At 74.1% G+C, this 16,799-nt stretch carries 8 protein-coding genes; all 8 read right to left on the bottom strand.

From position 1 onward, the window contains the following. Positions 1-7: 7 nt before the first annotated feature. Positions 8-1,825 (bottom strand): hypothetical protein, encoded by a 1,818-nt coding sequence (locus OG568_RS07825; RefSeq protein ID WP_329530860.1) that lies wholly within the window; start codon positions 1,823-1,825, stop codon positions 8-10. Next, the gene (locus OG568_RS07820) at positions 1,822-5,454 is read right to left on the bottom strand and encodes a vWA domain-containing protein (RefSeq protein WP_329530859.1); all 3,633 of its coding nucleotides are present in this window, start codon (positions 5,452-5,454) and stop codon (positions 1,822-1,824) included. The genes OG568_RS07825 and OG568_RS07820 overlap by 4 nt, the downstream gene beginning before the upstream one ends. After that, the gene (locus OG568_RS07815) at positions 5,441-6,595 is read right to left on the bottom strand and encodes an AAA family ATPase (RefSeq protein WP_329536296.1); all 1,155 of its coding nucleotides are present in this window, start codon (positions 6,593-6,595) and stop codon (positions 5,441-5,443) included. The genes OG568_RS07820 and OG568_RS07815 overlap by 14 nt, the downstream gene beginning before the upstream one ends. A 26-nt stretch (positions 6,596-6,621) precedes the next feature. Beyond that, positions 6,622-11,505, bottom strand: coding sequence for a hypothetical protein (locus OG568_RS07810; RefSeq protein WP_329530858.1), 4,884 nt, complete (start codon positions 11,503-11,505; stop codon positions 6,622-6,624). After that, positions 11,502-12,383, bottom strand: coding sequence for a DUF4132 domain-containing protein (locus tag OG568_RS07805; protein WP_329530857.1), 882 nt, complete (start codon positions 12,381-12,383; stop codon positions 11,502-11,504). The genes OG568_RS07810 and OG568_RS07805 overlap by 4 nt, the downstream gene beginning before the upstream one ends. Positions 12,384-12,489: 106 nt before the next feature. After that, entirely contained in the window at positions 12,490-14,520 is a 2,031-nt protein-coding gene (locus tag OG568_RS07800; protein WP_329530856.1) for a HEAT repeat domain-containing protein, read from the bottom strand. Between the two features lie 26 nt (positions 14,521-14,546). Continuing rightward, complete coding sequence (locus tag OG568_RS07795) at positions 14,547-15,305, bottom strand: response regulator transcription factor (protein ID WP_329530855.1); 759 nt, start codon at positions 15,303-15,305, stop codon at positions 14,547-14,549. Next, complete coding sequence (locus OG568_RS07790; RefSeq protein ID WP_329530854.1) at positions 15,305-16,735, bottom strand: sensor histidine kinase; 1,431 nt, start codon at positions 16,733-16,735, stop codon at positions 15,305-15,307. The genes OG568_RS07795 and OG568_RS07790 overlap by 1 nt, the downstream gene beginning before the upstream one ends. Between the last annotated feature and the right edge of the window lie 64 nt (positions 16,736-16,799).

Raw genomic sequence — 16,799 nt, 5'->3', positions numbered from 1 at the left:
AGCGGAGTCAGGCGGTACCGTCGTCCCCCTCAGGTGCCCACGCGGCCGTGAGGAGGGACGCTGTGGCGGCCGCGGTGTAGGCGGACGACGCGAGCCAGGCGCGGGCGTACGCGTCCGGGTCGGCCGGCCGCAGGCGGCCCAGCGCGTCGTGGCGGCGGTCCGACGCGGTGTCCACCAGCGCCCGCGCGCATGCGGCCCCCGTGGTCAGACCCACTGCCCCGAGCCGACGGGGGAGTTCGCCGCCGGCCACGGCGGCGGTGACGGCACGCCCACCCGCGACCGCGCGGTCCACGGCCCGCCGCAGGAGGTCGAGTTCCGTGGGAAGCGCGGGTGTCGGGGTGGCGGGTATGACGGCCGTCCCGGTCCTGGGCAGGTGGGTGCGGTTGAGGAGGCGCAGGCCGAGGTCCGCGCGGATCGTGTCACCTTCGGCGCTCCGCCAGGCCGCGGCGAGGGCGCGTACACCGCTCGGCCGGTCCGGTGCGAGCCGGGCCACGAGGCGCAGGGACAGACCGTGGGCCCCCGTGAGGAGCCGGAGATTCTCGGCGTAGGCGAGTTCGGGACGCTCGTCCGGCGCCAGGAGACGCACGGTGGGACCGCCGTCCACGACGAACCCCCCGCCGGTGATCGTCCCGGTGAGAAAGAGCAGGTCACCACCCGCGTCCCGGTCATCGGCGGGCTCCGCCGACCACCGCAGCGCGGCTGCCACCTGGTCGGCCGGGGAACGCCGCCAGAGGGTGTCGAGCGGTTCCTCGTGCCAACGCGCCCCCGACGCCCGTACGGAACGGACCACGCCGCCACCCCCGATCCGCCCGTCCGGCGAGACGGTCGGGTCGGTGAGGATCGCCCCGCCGTGGTCGCCCAGTTCCCGCAGGGTGAGGGCGCTGCCGCCGGGGACCGCGGAGCCCGCGGCCTGTCGAGCCCGGTCGGCGTCACCCGGCGCCACGTCCGACAGCGAGCGGAGTCGGCCGTCCCGCGCGAGGGCGTACGTGACCGCCCCGGCGTACCCCGAAGCGGTCACCACCGGCTCGGTGAACAGACCGTGCAGTCGCAGCGAACCGTTCGCCACATAGGCACGACGTGCGATGCCGATCAGCTCCGGGTCCGGAACGCGGCCCAGTTCGCCCGCGACGGCCAGCAACTCCGCCAGCTCCGAGGCAAGTTCGGACAGCCGGAACGCCGGGCCCCCGGTGCCCGCCTCGGAGAGCCGCCGCGCCACCCGCACGGCCGCGGCCGCGACACGGTGGAGTCCGGCGACGCGCGCCGAGTGGGCGGCGTGCAGGAGCGTGGCACGGTGCACGGCACCGGCGCCGGTCACTCCCGCTGCCAGTACGGCGGTCGCGGCCGCCTGGAGGGCCCCGACCGCCGCGGACTGCGGAGGAGTGAGCTGGAAGGCCCCGGTCTCCGGAGGGTCGGCGGCGGCTGGTGTCCCCTCCTGAACCTGGTCGATCCCAACGGCTGTTGATGCCTCCAGGCTCTGCGTGCGGGCGGAGGTCCCGGCGTCCGACGGGACGACGGTCGTCGCTTCCGGCCCGTCCGTCTCCTGCGCCAGCGGTGCCAGCGTCAGGACCGCCGCGCGATGCAGACACGCGGGCGCGAGCAGACAACTGCACACGGCGTCCTCGGCGGACGTCACGACGCCGGCCGTGGTGGTCAGGGTGACCGTCGTCGCGTCGTCGACCCGCACCACGACCGTCGCGTCCGTAGTGGCGACGGGCCAGTTCGCCGCCTTGGCCGCGGCCGAGTCGGCACGCTTGCGCAGCCGGGTCGGGAGCGAATCCAGCGCGGCGGCCGCCACCTCGGCCGTCACCGGGGGAAGTGTGGTCATCGGTGCGTACCTCCCATGCGTTCGCCCACCCAACGGGCCAGTTCCAGCGGGCTGAGGGCCGCCACCGGCAGGCCCGCGGCCACCAACTGCCCCGCCACACCGGCCGAGTAGCGCGGTCGACCCGCGTCGTCGAGCGAGGCGCAACCGAGGACATGGCAGCCCGAGTCGACGAGCGCCCGCACCTCGGACAGCAGCGGGCCCACCGGACCCCCCTCCTCGAAGTCGCTGATCAGGACGACCAGCGTGCGGGACGGAACCGTCACCAGTGAGCGCGCGTGCCGCAGACCCCGCGCGATGCTCGTCCCGCCGCCGACCCGCACCTCGAGCAGCAGCCCGAGGGGATCGTCCACCTGGTCGGTGAGGTCCATCACCTCCGTCGAGAACGCCACGAAGTGCGTACTCAGAGCCGGGACCCCGGCGACCACGGACGCGGTGAGCGCCGCCCAGATCGTCGAGGCCTCCATGGACCCGGACACATCGACGACCAGTACGAGCCGCCAGTCCGCCGCCTTGCGGGCCCGGGTGCGGAACACCGGTCGCTCGGGCAACACCCTCACCGCTCCCGTCGCCGGATCGCGGCGCGCCGTCGAGAGATTCGCGCGCACGGTGCGGGCGAGGTCCAGGGGGCCGCCCGGTCTGCGGGTGGGCCGCGGATGCGCGAGACCGGCGAGCGCGGGCCGCAGCCTGTGCGCGAGAGCGTCCGTGAGCTCCTTGACCAGCCGGGCCACCAGTGGCCGGAGCCGTGCGAGTTGCCGCTCGGGCATGCCTCCCGCGTAGGAGAGGACCGTCCGCAGGAGTTCGACCGAGGGACGGGCCGAGGCGGGGTCGAGTTCCTGCAGGGCGTCGACGCGTCCGGCGTCGGCGGCCGCGGCCAGCACCTCTTCCCGTACCCCGGGTCCGAAGAGCGCCGCGAGCTCCTCGGACCAGCTCCGCACATCCGGGAACGACGCCTCGCTCCCGCCGCCGGCACCCGCGTCGCCGGGCTCCCCGACCCCTTCGCCGCGCCCGCTCCCGTACAACTCGTCGAGTGCGCGCGCGATCCGTCCGGCCCGCCCCGTCAACTGCCGCGCCCTGCCCAGCAGGAGCCGCCAGCGGTCGCCGGGGCCGAGACTGTCGGGCACGGCGAGACTGTCAGTTACGGCGAGTTTGTTGGGTACGGCGAGTTTGTTGGGTACGGCGACACGGTTGGGCATGGCGAGGCCGTTCGGCACGGCGGGGTTGGTCCGAGGGGCGTGATCCGAGGTCGGAGACGGCTCCGCGCCCGACGGGCCCAACCCCGCCGTCGCCAATGCCGCACGCCCCGCCAGGTCCGCCGCCGCCATCCGTGCCAGGAACCCCGGCTCCGCCACCACGTCCGGCAACTCGCCCACCGCGCGACCGGTGCGGTCCTCCACCGCCGCGAGCATCCGGGACCGGGCCGCCGGCGCCAGGACGTCGAAACCGGCGCGCAGGGCGGGCAGTCGGTCGAGGAAGGCCCGGTCGGTGAGGGACTCGACGCGCTCCAGGAGCGGGTCCACGGCATCGCCCGTCTCCAGCAGGGGACCGGCGGCGAGCAGTGTGCCGCGCAGGAACGCGGCGAGCTCGGACCGGAGTTCGGGAGTCACCGCACCGTCGACGCGGGAAGCGAGCCGGGTACCGAACTCCGTCGCCTCCCGCAGCCCCAGCAGCACCCGGGCGGCTCCCGCGGCGCCCCGGATCAGCGGCGTACCGTCCTCGTCCAGGCGGGTGAGGGCGTCCGCGAGCCGGAGCCCGCCGCCCGCGCCGTCCACCCGGGTGGCGAGGTCCATCAGAGCGCGGGCGTCGGCGGCGTCCGTGGAACCGGTCAGCCCGTCGAGCGCGCGGACACCGGCGGCGCCGAGCTCCTCGTACGCCGCCGCCACCCGCTCCTTCTCCCACGGGGCGGGCAGGCCGGGCACATGTCCGGCGCCGATCCGGCTCAGCAGGTCGAGTCCGGCGAGGAGTTCGGGCAGGGTGCCGGACGCGGGCAGCAGTTCCGCGACTTCCGCGAGGCGCTCCGAAGCGAGCCCCGGTAGGGCGCAGCGAGCCGCGTCCTCGAACCCCGCGAGCACCTGGGCCGCGGTCGGACCGCCGTCGCGCCGCTCCGCCGCCCGTCGCCGCGCGAGTACGCCGCCGGCCGCCTGCTCCAGCGTCACTCCATGAACGCCCGTCACATCCAGCATCGCGGCGGTCGACGGCGTCCAGGCCGCCGTCCACCGCGTGGTGAGCGCGGCGCCCTCGCCGACCCCGGCGACGCTGGCCTCCTCGCCGTAGGGAACACGGCAGACCGCCATCCTGCGCAGACAGATCTCGCGCCGGCGGTCGAGTTCGGACCGCAGCGCGTCGAGCCGCAGGTCACGACGGGCGGGAGCGGTGGGGGACGGCAGTGAGAGTTCCGCGAGGAGGCCCTCCACCGCTGGGCCAAGGCCGGAGCGCGGCGTCCCCGGGGCGAGTCTCCCCTGCCGGTCACCGACAAGCACCCGCTCCATGGCCGCGGCCACCACCCGCCCCCGCCCCAGCAACTGGCCCTGCGTGAGCACCGTCTGCACCGCCTCGACCAGCTCTCCGCGGCCCGCGGCGGGCAGCCCCCGCAGCGTGGCCAGGTCCCGCGCCACCCGCACCACCTCCCGGGCGTCCGCGGGCCCACTGGGATGCCCCGTTTCGCGGACGGCGGCGCAGATCCGCACGGCCGTCGCCGTCAGCAACTCGTCCAGCCGCCCTGGCTCCCCGGCCGCCCGGAACACCCCCCGCTGCCACTCCGGATCACGGATTCCGGCCGGATAGCCCGACCGCTCGTCGAGCAGCGGGTACGAGTAGGGCACGAGGGAGGTGACGACCGAGGGGACGTCCTCCCCGGGACCGGCGCCCGAACCCTCCGGACCGGCACCTGAACCCACCGGACCGGAATCCGCCCGCAGCAGCGCCGGCGCGTGAAACGCCCCGATCACCGCCGCCGTACGCCGTCCCGCGTGCTCGGCCAGCCGTCGCCGCATATTGGCCTCGCGCCGCAGGTCGTACGGGTCCACGGCGCCCTCTCCCGGGTCTGTCCGCAACGCCCAGCCGACGAGCAGCGCGGCGCGACGCAACTCCTCCGCCGCGGCACCCGGCGCCGCCGACTCCACCAGCCGGGCCCACAGGTCGTCCTCCGCCCGGCCTCCGGCGCGCGCCCGCAGGGCGGCGGTCAGCCGACCTCGCCCGCCGCCCGCACGGCCCGAATCCGATTCCTCGGCCTTCTCCCGCGCCGCCTCCCGCACGTCCCGCGCGGCCAGGGGCAGATCGAACGGCACGACCGGCACCCCCGCCTGCCTCGCCCACCGGATCGCCGCCAGCTCCGGGGAGAACTCGGCGAAGGGCAGAAAGACCACATCGCCGTGCTCCCGGCTCCCCGCCAGCGCCACCGGTGGCACCGTCGCCGGATCCCCCAGGTGTTCCAGCCAAGGCGCGAACTCCTCCGGAAGCTCGATGAAGAGCACCTCCGGCGCCGCCGCCGACAGCATCCCCGGTACGGCCGCCGCGAGCGCCGGTGAATGGTGCCGCACGCCGATCAGGAAGGGCTCCCGACACGCGGCCAGCGCCTCGAGAGCCGCCTCGGGCGACGCCGCCGAGTCGGCCGCGGCCTCACGCGAGGTCATCGCGCAGCTCCCACAGCGTCCGCCACAGTGCGGCGCCCTGCTCCGCGCGCCGCCGCACCGGACCGTCCCAGTAGCCCAGCAGCCGTGCGTGATCGGCCGGGTCGTCCTTGCGCACCGTGCCGAGCAGATGCCCGGGCAGGGTGCGCACGACATCCCTGCCGTCTCCGAGATACGCGGCGCCGAGGCCCATCGACGTGGCGACCTGAACCGCCTCCGCCGTCGACATCACCGTGGTGGGCCGCTCCACCTCCCAGCCCTCCGCGCTTCGGCCCGAGCGCAGGTCCCGGAAGGCCGTGACCAGCGCCTCCAGCACCGCGTCGTCCACGGAGAAACGGGCACCCGAGCGGGCGAGCGCAGCCGTGGCCTGGCCACGCACCAGCTCCGTCTCCGCGTCGAGGTCGTCGATCGGACCGACGGTCTCGAAGTTGAAGCGGCGCTTGAGGGCGGCCGACATCTCGGAGACGCCACGGTCACGGAGGTTGGCCGTCGCGATCAGCGTGAACCCCGGTACGGCGTGCACCGTGCCGTCCCCGTCCGGTCCGCCCGCCAACTCCGGTACGGCCATCCGCCGTTCGGACAGCAGGGATACCAGCGCGTCCTGCACCTCGGGCAGACAGCGGGTGACCTCCTCGATCCGGGCGACGGCTCCCCGGGTCATCGCCGTCAGCACGGGCGAGGGCACCAGGGCCGCGCGGCTCGGCCCCGCGGCGAGCAGCATCGCGTAGTTCCAGCCGTATCTGAGCTGGTCCTCCGTGGTGCCCGCGGTGCCCTGCACGGTGAGCGCGCTGGTGCCGCACACGGCGGCGGCCAGCAGCTCGGAGAGCATCGACTTGGCGGTGCCCGGCTCACCGACCAGCAGCAGACCCCGCTCGCCCGCGAGCGTCACCACACAGCGCTCGACCAGTCCTCGGTCGCCCACGAACTTCCGTGACACGACGAGCCGCTGCCCCTGCGCGCCGCTCAGCGTCTCGCCGTCCGAACCGCACACGAACGTCACCACGGCACGCGGAGTCAGGCGCCAGCCCGGCGGTCGGGGCCCCTCGTCGTACGCCGCGAGGAACGCCAGCTCCTCGGCGTGACGGTCCTCAGGCAGCTCGATCTGCCGCGCGCCCGTCGCCTCCGTCACATCCGTCACCGTCATCCCGCTCTTCGTGTTCCGCCCGCCGCTCATGCCCTGCCTCCACTTCGGCCGCCCCGGCCACCGCGCCCGGCGAACTCCTCGAACCCGGGTGCGTCGCCTTCGACGACCCTCCGCCAGGCCCGCGCGAACAACGCCGGCACCGGGCGGTCCGGCACCACGAAACCGTGTCCCGTCTCCGGCAGCAGCGGGGCCTTCCAGCGCTCGAGGGGCAACCGCGGCGCCTTGTGCTCCAGCCAGCCGCCGGGCAGGAACTGCGCTCGCCCGGCCCGGGACCGCTTCGCTTCCACCACCAGCCCCGCGGCGGCCAGTTCGGCCCTGGCCCGCTTCAGCCGCGCCGGCTTCCAGCCGGTCCAGGCCGCCTGGTTGCGGTCCGTCGGGTCCGGGAGCGCGAGCAGCATCAGGTAGAGCCCGGCCGCGTCCTCGGAGAGCCCGCACCGCTGCGCCGCCTCGGCCACCAGCTCCGGCACGCTGTGGGCCGGGTTCTGTGCGGCTCCGGGAGGGCCGTCCGCCGTGATCAGGGCGGTGAACTGCTCGCTCAGCACGGTGCGCAGCGACTGCAGTTGCCCGCTGTCCCGGCTCAGCGCCGCGAGCAGCCGCAGCGCCGGGTGATCGGGTCCGCCCTCCTCGCCCGCCTGCGGCAGCACGGCCGACGGCCGTAGCCATACGGTGTCCCACTCCGAGCGGTGCCGCATCGGCGCCAGCACGATCGCCGGACCAGCCCGCAGCACGCCCTCCGCGTCACCGCCCCCTTGGGCGGGCAGCCCGAACGTCTCCCGTACCCGGGTCGACACCGTGTCGCCGTCATGTCCCCAGGTCACCCCGAGGTCGAGCAGCAGTCCGGGGTCGGTGAGACGTTCGCGGAGCATGCGCAGGGTCTCGGGCAGCATCGCGCGCAGCGGATCGCCGTAGGGGAGCCGATAAGCGAGCCAGCGCAGCATACTGACGTACGCGGCCAGGGTGGAGCCGGTGAACAGGGCCTGAGCGTCCAGCGGTTCGAGTCCGTTGCCCCGCATCCGCTGCTCGGTGCGACCGGTGAGCTCAGGGCGCGCCTGGGGGTTGAGGACGGCGTCGAGCATCCGGCCCGGACCGATCTCGCTCACCATCCGCGCGATCAGCTCGGGCGGCGCCGCCCGCCGCTGCCCGCGCCGCTCGATCCAGAGCCGTACGACGGGCTCCAGGTCGAAACCGTCGGTCCACAGTCGCTCCATGTGTCCGGGATCCACGGGGACCAGTGCGGCGGCGAACAACTGCCGCTCGCCGACCGCGAGTTCGCCGAGTGCGCTCCGAGCGGCCTGCGCCTCCGCGCTCTTCGCGCCCAGCGGCTCGAGCCGCTCCGCGGGCAGGAGCCCCTCCTTGCCGTACGAGTTGAGCCCGGGCAGCCCCAGGAGCAGCAGCGCTCCGGCCACCGCGCTCACCCCGACCCGCTCGGCGAACTCCTGTGCCTGCTCCGGCCGGTAGGGCAGCGGTCCCCGCTCCCTGACGAGCGCCACCAACCGTCGCACGGCGGGCGCCACCGTCTCGTCCCCGGACGTGCCCCGGATCTCGGACTCGATGAGCGCGAAGCCCTCCCAGGGGCCGAACTCGCCTGCCGGGTCGTACTCGACGGCGTTCCAGTACGCGTCGTCCGCGTCGACCTTCTGGCAGGACAGGATCAGCAGCCGCCGGTCGCCCGAGGCCAGTACCTCCCCGACCCGCTCCGGCCGCTCCGACCGGGAGGCCTTGAGCTGCGCGACCCGCAGCCGTCCACGGGGATCGACCAGCACGCCGTCGCCGACCGAAAGTACGACGTCGAGGAATTCCAGCAGCGCGGCGCGCTGGTCCTCGGGCGTGGTGGGCGCGGCGGCGCGCAGGGCGGCCGCCGCCGTGCCGGGACCGGTCAGTGAGAGCCAGGCGACCCCGGTGCCGACGAACGGGAACTTCGCGGGCGGTGTGCCCGGGGCCAACAGCGAGCGCAAGGCCCTGAGCTGGTCGACCGCGGTGGTGGCGTGCTGCTCGTTGCCGTAGTAACCGTAGAAGTGTCCGGGAGCGGTGAGCTCGCGCAGCGCCTCGCGCAGGACGTGGTCGTACGCGTGCCGGACTTCCTTCTCCTCGTCCCGCGGCGCCGCGACCGGCCGCTCGGCCCGCTCGGCGAGCCCGGCGATCCGCTGGGCGCAGCGGGCCGTCTCCTCGACCAACCCGGCCACCCCGAGCGCGAGCCGCTCGTCGGTGACGGCGGGCAGCAGCCGGGCCACGGCCTCCCGTGGGCTCTCGCCGTCCCGGACGGCGGCCAGCAGGGCGGTGGCGTCGGCGTCGGTCACGGCCCGCAGTGCGGCCGAGCCGTGCTCGTCGCGCGGGCGCAGCGCGTGCCAGTACCACAGCGGCGGCAGGAAGCGGGTGCCCGCCGCGTGCGCGCTGCCGCGGTCGCCCAGCTGGACACGGGCCACCGAAAGGCCGTCTTTGTCGCACAGCTCGACGAACGTGCGGTTCCAGCCCTCCTGCACGGGGTGCAGGACGGCGCCGCCCGGCAGGCGCAGGGGCGGGGTCGGAATGCCCTTGGTGGTCGCCGGACTGCGACTCCCGTCGACCGAACAGGCCGTCCAGGCACCGGAGTTCTGATCGTGCGTCACCCACCAGCCGAGCAGCCCGTCCTTGCTGCCGAACGGTGAACTCTCCAGGCTGGGCTGGACCGGCAGCAGCCGACAGTCCGACTGGGTGAGGACGATGCCCGGGCGGGCGTCGGCGAGCGCCGAGTCGAAGAACGCCGGCACCGACGCCCGGCCGCGCTTGGCGGTGGCGGGGTCGTACTCGTGCCAGTGGTTCTCGTGCAGTACCCAGTACGAGATGCCGTCCGAGGCGATCTCGCGGCGCTGCTCGGCGAACGTGGTGTCCCCGGCGTGCACGGGCCGGCCGCCGAAGCAGCGGCCGCCGTCGGGCAGCGCGAGCGACACCGTGTGGCCGCCGTACCAGCCGCCCGGCAGGCCTGTCGGCTTGAACACGTCGGCGGGGCGTCCGGACCAGACGGCCCGCTGCTCGTTCCCGTACCCGGACGCGATGAGCCACTGGCCGTCCACGTGACGTACCGTCGGCTCGCCGTACTGGCGTCCCTGGGACGGCAGGGTGAGCGTGCGCGCGTCGAGCAGGGCGTCGGGGCCGGCCAGCGCGACCTGGGTCTCGACACGGACGATCAGCGCGGGCCAGGCGTCCGCGTACTGGTACGACCGGCCGTGCTGAGGGTGCCACGAGTGCAGTCCACTCGCCGGAGGAGTGACCTTGCCGAGGGTGTCCAGGGCATCTTCGAGGGCGGGCCAGCCCAGTTCGTCGAGGATGCCCGTGCGCAGGGTGTGGCCCAGGACCGGGGCGGGATCGAAGCCGACGATGCGCCGGACCGCCTCCGGTGCCGTCGCCAGTGCTGTGGGTGCCGAGAAGCGGGAGACCTTGGTCAGCAGCTCTTTGAGTCCCGGCAGGCCGACCGGCCCGGCCAGTTCGTCGGCCCGGTCCCGAAGCCAGCCCGCCACGGCCGTGCGCAGCGCCGGATGGTCCGCGAGCCGTCGCACGCGGGCCGAAGGCCCGGACGCGGGTGCGTCCACGAGCGAGAGGCTCTCCACCGCCCTGCGCAACAGGGGAGCGAACCGCGGGTCGGCGGCGACCGCGACCAGGTCCCGGCGGCCCGGCCCCTCGTCGTCCGTCCAGTAGCGCAGCTCCAGGCCCTCGGTCTTCGGCGAGGGGTCGGCGACCGGCACACCCGCCGCGAGGGCTGTGTCCAGGAGGTCGAGATCCACGTAGGAGTTCCAGCCCTGCTCGCGCAGCAGCCGCACCGGCTTGCCGTCGGCGATCAGCCGGGGGGCCAGCCGCTCCACCAGGGCGAGTTCGTCGACGAGCCGCTTGCGCTGCCGCCAGCCACGCTGACGGTGTCGGTCCCAGGAGCTCAGCCAGTCGGCCGCGTCGACCGTGCCGTCGAGCAGCAGACCGGTCGCCCCGCAGGCATCGAGCAGCGCGAGCCACGCCGCGTCGAACTCCTCGCGCTGATCACCGCCCGTGGACGGCATCAGCGTCAACAGCCGCTCCCGTACCGCCGGATCCTCGTGCGCCAGCTCCGCCAGAGCGGGCAGCGCGGACTTCCAGAAGCTCCCGGCCGCCCGGTTCATGGCCCCCGAGGGGAGGATCTCGGCGAGCAGCGCGCGCTCCTCGGCGCGCGGATCGAGCCCCGCCCTCTTCGCCAGCCGCCGCAGATCCTCCAGCATGCCCGCGTAGGGGGCGATCCCGGCCGCGCAGCGCTGCGACGACAGCGTCCTGAACTGCTCGTACGCGTCTGCCCCGGACAGCCGTGCCGTCAGCCCCTTGGCGTGGTCGCGCAGCGCCTTTCCGCTCAGCGCGCCCGCCCCGGCGAACTCCAGGAACACCTCCCGCAGCCGGTCCTCGTCCACGTCGAGGGCGTGGCGCTGCTCGGCGGCCCGGGCCTTGCCGAAGAACGACGCGGCGTGCTGGCGCGACTCCGCCGCCAGGAACAGCCGGGCCACCTGCTCGTAGTACGTCGGCAGGAAGTGCGGCACCGAGCGGTCCAGCCGGGTGCCGATCTCGTCGAAGCCGTCCTTGGCGTGCCCCGGCTTGCTCGCCACCATGCGGGTGAGCCGCTCCATCTCCTTGACCACGGCGAGCGCATGGTGCCCGTTCACCGGGTCGTTGACCAGCGCCCAGGCGGGGAAGCCCAGCGACCGGCGCTTCACCCGGCCCACCGGCGCCGATTCGGCGGTGCCGAAGCCCAGGTACTCCAGGGCGAGGTCCTCGGCGGCCCCGATCGCCTCGGGCACCAGCCGCACCACCGTGCGCCCCTCCAGCACGGGATGCCCGTACGTCCGCGCCGTCAGCACGTCGCCGGCACTCTCGCCCAGCGGCAGTACCGCTCCCGACTCCAGCAGCTGATGCCCGCTCACAGCTCCCCCTCCTCGTCCTCGCCGTTCACCACACGCCCCGCGTACACCAAAGCCGCCATCCGAACCCCCTCCGACCAGGCCACCGGCCCCACCTCCCGCAGCGGCAGCCGGCGTCCGCCCGCGGCCCGCCACTCCAGGCCGCCGGTGCGGGTCTCGGACTCCGGGTAGTCGGCGCCGATCCAGTACGCCGCCTCCACCGCGACCCCGCTCTCGATCAGCGGGCACACCGCGTACCCGCCGCGCACCCGATAGCCGTACGAACCCGCCCGTGCCGTCGCGTGCCGCAGTTCCTCGAACTTGCCGCCGGAGTAGGCGCTCCACTCGAAGGCGGCGCCGTCCCTCTCGTCCGGCCGCGGCCAGACCTCCCGGAACAGCTGGCCCGCGCCCTGCTCGACGCCGAGCTCCGCGGCGAACTCCCGCAGCTCCTCCAGGTCTTCGAGGAGCACCGGATGCGGTATCACCACCGTCCGCGCCGTGAGCCGGACCGAGTCGCCGTCCAGGTCGACCACGCCGAGACCCCGCTCCGGGTCCGCGTCCCGCAGGAACCCGGCGCTCTCCAAGGAGACCGTGCCGTCCGTGTCCACCGGTGCCACCACCAGGTCGCGCAGCGCCGCCTGCCAGGCGGCGTCGGGCCACACCCGGGCCAGCAGGTCCGTCGGCACGGGCAGGGAGCGGACGATCCAGGTGTCCACCTGGGAGCGGCACTCCTGCTCGTGGCGCTCCAGCCACTCGGCCAACTGCCGCAGCCGGACGACCTCCACGTCGTCCCGCAGCTTCCCGGGCACCTGCTTCAGCGTGCGTCCCGCCGCGTTGCGGCACCGCACCTGCGTGCCGTCCAACGTGAGGGCGTACCCACTGGATGTCTCGATCCAACCCATGACAGGACCCCTCCCGAACCCACCTGCCGACGATGGTGATCACAGTAGGGGAGGGGTCTGACAATGCCCCGAGGCGTTGTGCTCAACCGGCTTTGAGCTGCGGTTTCTACGCGGCGTCCAGGGCGGCGCGGCAGGCACGCAGGAGCTGTTCGTCCTCGTCGATGTCATGGCTGCTGTATCCGCCGGCGCGCGCCTGGTGCCGCCGCGGTGTGGCGAGTTCCGTACGGAGCAGATCGTGGGCGGGTGCGCCCGCCGGACCCATTCGGGTCAGACAGTCGGCGAGGACGGCGTGGGTGTCCGCGTTCTGCTCCCAGGCGGAGCGGAGCGCAGGGAGGACCGGCCCGGGATCCCCCGCGATGTCCCACAGGGCGGCCGCGGCGATCGCGCGCCGCCACACCTTCCCGGAGTCGACCATGCGGCGCAGCGCCGGCAGGGCGGGTCGGGCCGCGGGCCCCAGTCGGCCCAGGGCCTCGGCCGCGTTGCGTGCGTGGACCGGCTCCTCCACCAATTCTCGTCGCAGCGTAGGCAGTACGGCCTCCGCGTCTCCCTCCACCGACCAGAGCGCGCCGGCCGCCGCCACGGCGGATCCCCCGTCCAGCAGTTTGCGCAGGGCCGGTATCGCCTCCCGCGCGTCCGGGCCGCATCCGCCAAGCGCGTCGGCGATCGCCCGCACGAGCCACACCCGGCTTCGCAGCCCCTCCGGCGCACCGTGCAGCAGCCGCAGCATCTCCGGTACCGCCGGCGCGTGTCGCAGCCTGCCGAGCGCGAACAGCAGCGGTTCGGCACGTTCGTACGTATCGAACGCGTCGAGGGGAACCTCGCCGAGCCGCTCGCGCAGGAGTGGAGCGAGCGGGGCCGCCGCCGCCGGGCCCAAGTGCCGGACCTCGTGACCGGTCTCGGGCGGCACGACCGGACCGTCCAGCACCTCGGCGAGCGCCGCCACCGCGCGCGGGTCCCCGGCCCTGGCGAGCGCCTTGAGCGGGGCGGCGAGGGTGGGTACGCCGCGCTCCCACTGGCGTACGCGGTGCTCTGGACCCATCGCCACCAGGGCGGCCAGATGGTCGCCGGCCGGGGCGGCCAGGCCGAAGAGGGACTCCAGGACGGAGGCCGCGGCGTCGCGCAACCGCTGCTCCTCCGTGCCGAGCTGCTCGCCGATCAACACGACCAGCTCTTCGTAGGAACCCCGCCATTCACGGAAGAGCCCCGCCGACATCCACACGGCATTGCACCGGTCCGCCGATTCGGCGCTGGTCAACTGACCCTTGAGCAGGGCGATCCGGTCGGCCGTCCGGCCGCCGAGAGCGGTGTGCAGGGTCCGCAGGAGATGACCCCCCTCCTCGTCGGCGGGGCGCAGGCGTCGCAGGTGGCCGATGAGTGTGTCGGTGTCGGGCCGCTCGGGCCGGTCCGGCACCCGAGGGCGTCGCGATCTGGCCCGGAGCAGCGCGACGACGGTGGGCACGAGGTCGGCGGGCAGGCGGTCGGGCGCGCAGCCGGCGAGTTGGCCGAGCGCGGCGAGCCGCAGCCCGGGGTCGTGCGGAGCGGCACAGAGTTCGACCAGGCACTCCACCGCGGGAGCGGCGGACGCGGTGTGCAGGCGCGCGAACAGTCCCAGGCCCTCGGCCAGGGCCGGCCGCACCTGTTCCTCCTCTTCCTCCTCGAGCCGTCCCGTCAACAGCCCCAGTACACGCTCCGGTTGGCCGAGGAAGCGCACAAGCGCCGTCGGTGCAGCCCGGCGCACCTCCGGGTCCCGGTCCGCGAGCAGGCCTGTGAAGGCCGCCGCACCCGCCCGTATCGCCGTGCGGGCCATGGCGTAGTTGCCGTCGGTGTCGTCCCCGCCTTCAAGTGGACCGTCGTCGAAGGCGTCGCCACCGCCGATGCTGACGAGCAGCTCCACGATGCCGCCCCGGTCGGGGAGTTCCGAGTGCCCGACGAGCTCGAACAGGAAGGGGACGCACGCGAGCGTCGAGTCGTACACATCGCCCTGGTGATGCACGGCCCCGTACATCCCGTCGAGCGCTCTCTCACGCTCCTGCGCGCAGGAGGAGGCCAGTCCACGGAGCAACTCCGGGACGTGCTCGGCACTTCCATAAGCATGTTTCATCGAGGCCCAGTCGACCTCGTCCATCCCCGCGAACACGGCGTCCTCCCCAGGCGTACGGCAACTCATCGCGAGTGTGCACCACGGCACTGACAGTCACGAGTGCCATGGGCGGCGTGTTCCGGTGACGGGCGCTGGGACGGATCCGTACCCCCCGCCACGGTGCCGGGTGTGACCAGGCCCGTCTCGTACGCCGTGACGACCGCCTGGACACGGTCACGGAGACCGAGTTTGGCGAGGATGCGGGCGACATGGGTCTTGACCGTCGCCTCGGCGAGGTGGAGGTGGGCGGCGAGTTCGGTGTTGCTCAGGCCCTGGGCGAGCAGACGCAGGACTTCGAGTTCGCGCGGGGTCAGGGGGGCCAGGTCACGATGGAGCGCGGCCGTCTCGGGGGACCGATGGGCATGGCGTTCGACCAGGCGGCGGGTGATCGCCGGGGCCAGGAGCGCGTCACCGGAGCGGACCAGGCGGACGGCGGAGACGAGGTGCTCGGGGGTGACGTCCTTGAGGAGGAACCCGCTGGCTCCGGCGGTCAGTGCCGCGTACACCAGGTCGTCGAGATCGAAGGTTGTCAGGATGATCACGCGAGGTGGGTCGGACGCGCCGGTCAGGATGCGGCGAGTGGCCTCCAGGCCGTCCAGTTCCGGCATCCGGATGTCCATCAGCACCACGTCGGGGCGGGTGCGACGGACCGCCTCCACGGCCTCGGCGCCGTCGGCCGCCTCCGCGACCACGTCGATGCCGTCGGCCATGAGGATCATCCGGAAGCCCGTACGGGCGAGGGTCTGGTCGTCGGCGACCACCACCCGAAGCGGTGACGTCATCACGCCTCCAGGGGGATCAGCGCGGTGACACGGTAGCCGCCGGTCGGACGTCGTCCGGTGTCCAAGGTGCCTCCGTACACGGCCAGTCGCTCGCGCAGACCGAGCAGGCCGCGGCCGTTTCCGGTGGTCGTCGCGGAGGCGTCCGGTGTGCCTCCGGTGTCCTTGACGTCGACGCGGAGGCGGTCGGCGCCGTACTCGACCGTCACTGTCGCCTTGGCGCCGACCGCGTGCTTCACCGTGTTCGTCAACGCTTCCTGCACCACCCGGTACGCGGCCAGATCGACCCCTGACGGCAGCGTACGGGCCGGCCCCGTGACCGTCAGTTCCACGGGTACACCGGATTCGCGAACCCGTCCGACCAGGGACTCCAACCGGTCCAGGCCCGGCTGTGGCGCGAGATCCACCGCGGCGGCGGGTTCCGGCCCCTCGGCCTCCATCGTCAACAGCCCCATGGCGTGCCGCAGTTCGGCCATCGCCGCCCGGCCCCCGGCCTCGACCGCGAGCAGGGCCTCGCGGGCCTGGTCGGGCGCGACGTCCATGATCTTGCGGGCTGCCCCGGCCTGGATGACCATCACGCTGACGTTGTGGGTGACGACGTCGTGCAACTCACGGGCGATTCGGGCCCGTTCGTGCTCGGCGGCGCGGCGCAGCTCCGCGGCCCGCTCACGTTCCAGCGCCGACATCCGTGCCCGGCTCTCGTCGGCCCGCAGTTTCCACATCCGCAGTCCGCTCGCCGCCACCACGAGTGGGACGAGGATCAGCAGCGTGACGTACTGGGTGGGGACCGTGGGCGGCACGTACCGAGAAGTCGGCCCCGAGGACATCGATGTCCCGATCGTGGCGACCGAGACCGCCGTCACCGGCAGACTCGCCAACGTGGCCACGCGGTAGGGGCCGTAGGCAGCCGCGCTGTAGGCGGCGACGACACACGGGTAGAAGACGAGCCGCTGCGCGTCGTGCGGTGTCAGCGCCGCGGCGCCCGTCACGATCCACAGCACGGCCAGTGGGTAACGGCGGCGCAGCGCCAGGGGCAGCGTGGCGACGCCCGCCAGCGCGAGCGCCACGATCACACTGCCTGTCTGCGTCGAGCCGACGAACGGGGCGATGCCGTCGTGTGCGTGGCGCACCCGACCGGCACCGGATTCCACGGCCCACTCGGTCAAGGCACCCGCGAGGACGAGCGTCAGCATGACGTCGAAGGCGAGGTTCCGGCGGGTCGGTCGCGGGAGCGGACCCGTCTGAAGGCTCAGGTGTCCGAGGGTGGTGCGCAACGGCCGGGAGTGGGCGAAGAAGCCCTTGCGCAGGCCGATCACCCGCCTCAGCAGGTGCCTTGGGCACAGGAGGCGTTCCGGCGGTTCGGCCGCGTCCGACCGCGGATGGTCCAGGACCGCCACCGGGTCGGGCGCGGAGTGCCCGATCGACGCGTTCATCACCGGGCCATTCTCGCCGCGCGCCGCCCACCGCGGCATCCTCCTTGCCGACCCCGGCGCGACC

The organism is Streptomyces sp. NBC_01450, assembly GCF_036227505.1.
In the GTDB taxonomy this organism is placed as follows: domain Bacteria; phylum Actinomycetota; class Actinomycetes; order Streptomycetales; family Streptomycetaceae; genus Streptomyces.
The sequence above is the reverse complement of the archived record's forward strand: the minus strand, read 5'-3'. Positions and strand labels throughout refer to the sequence as shown.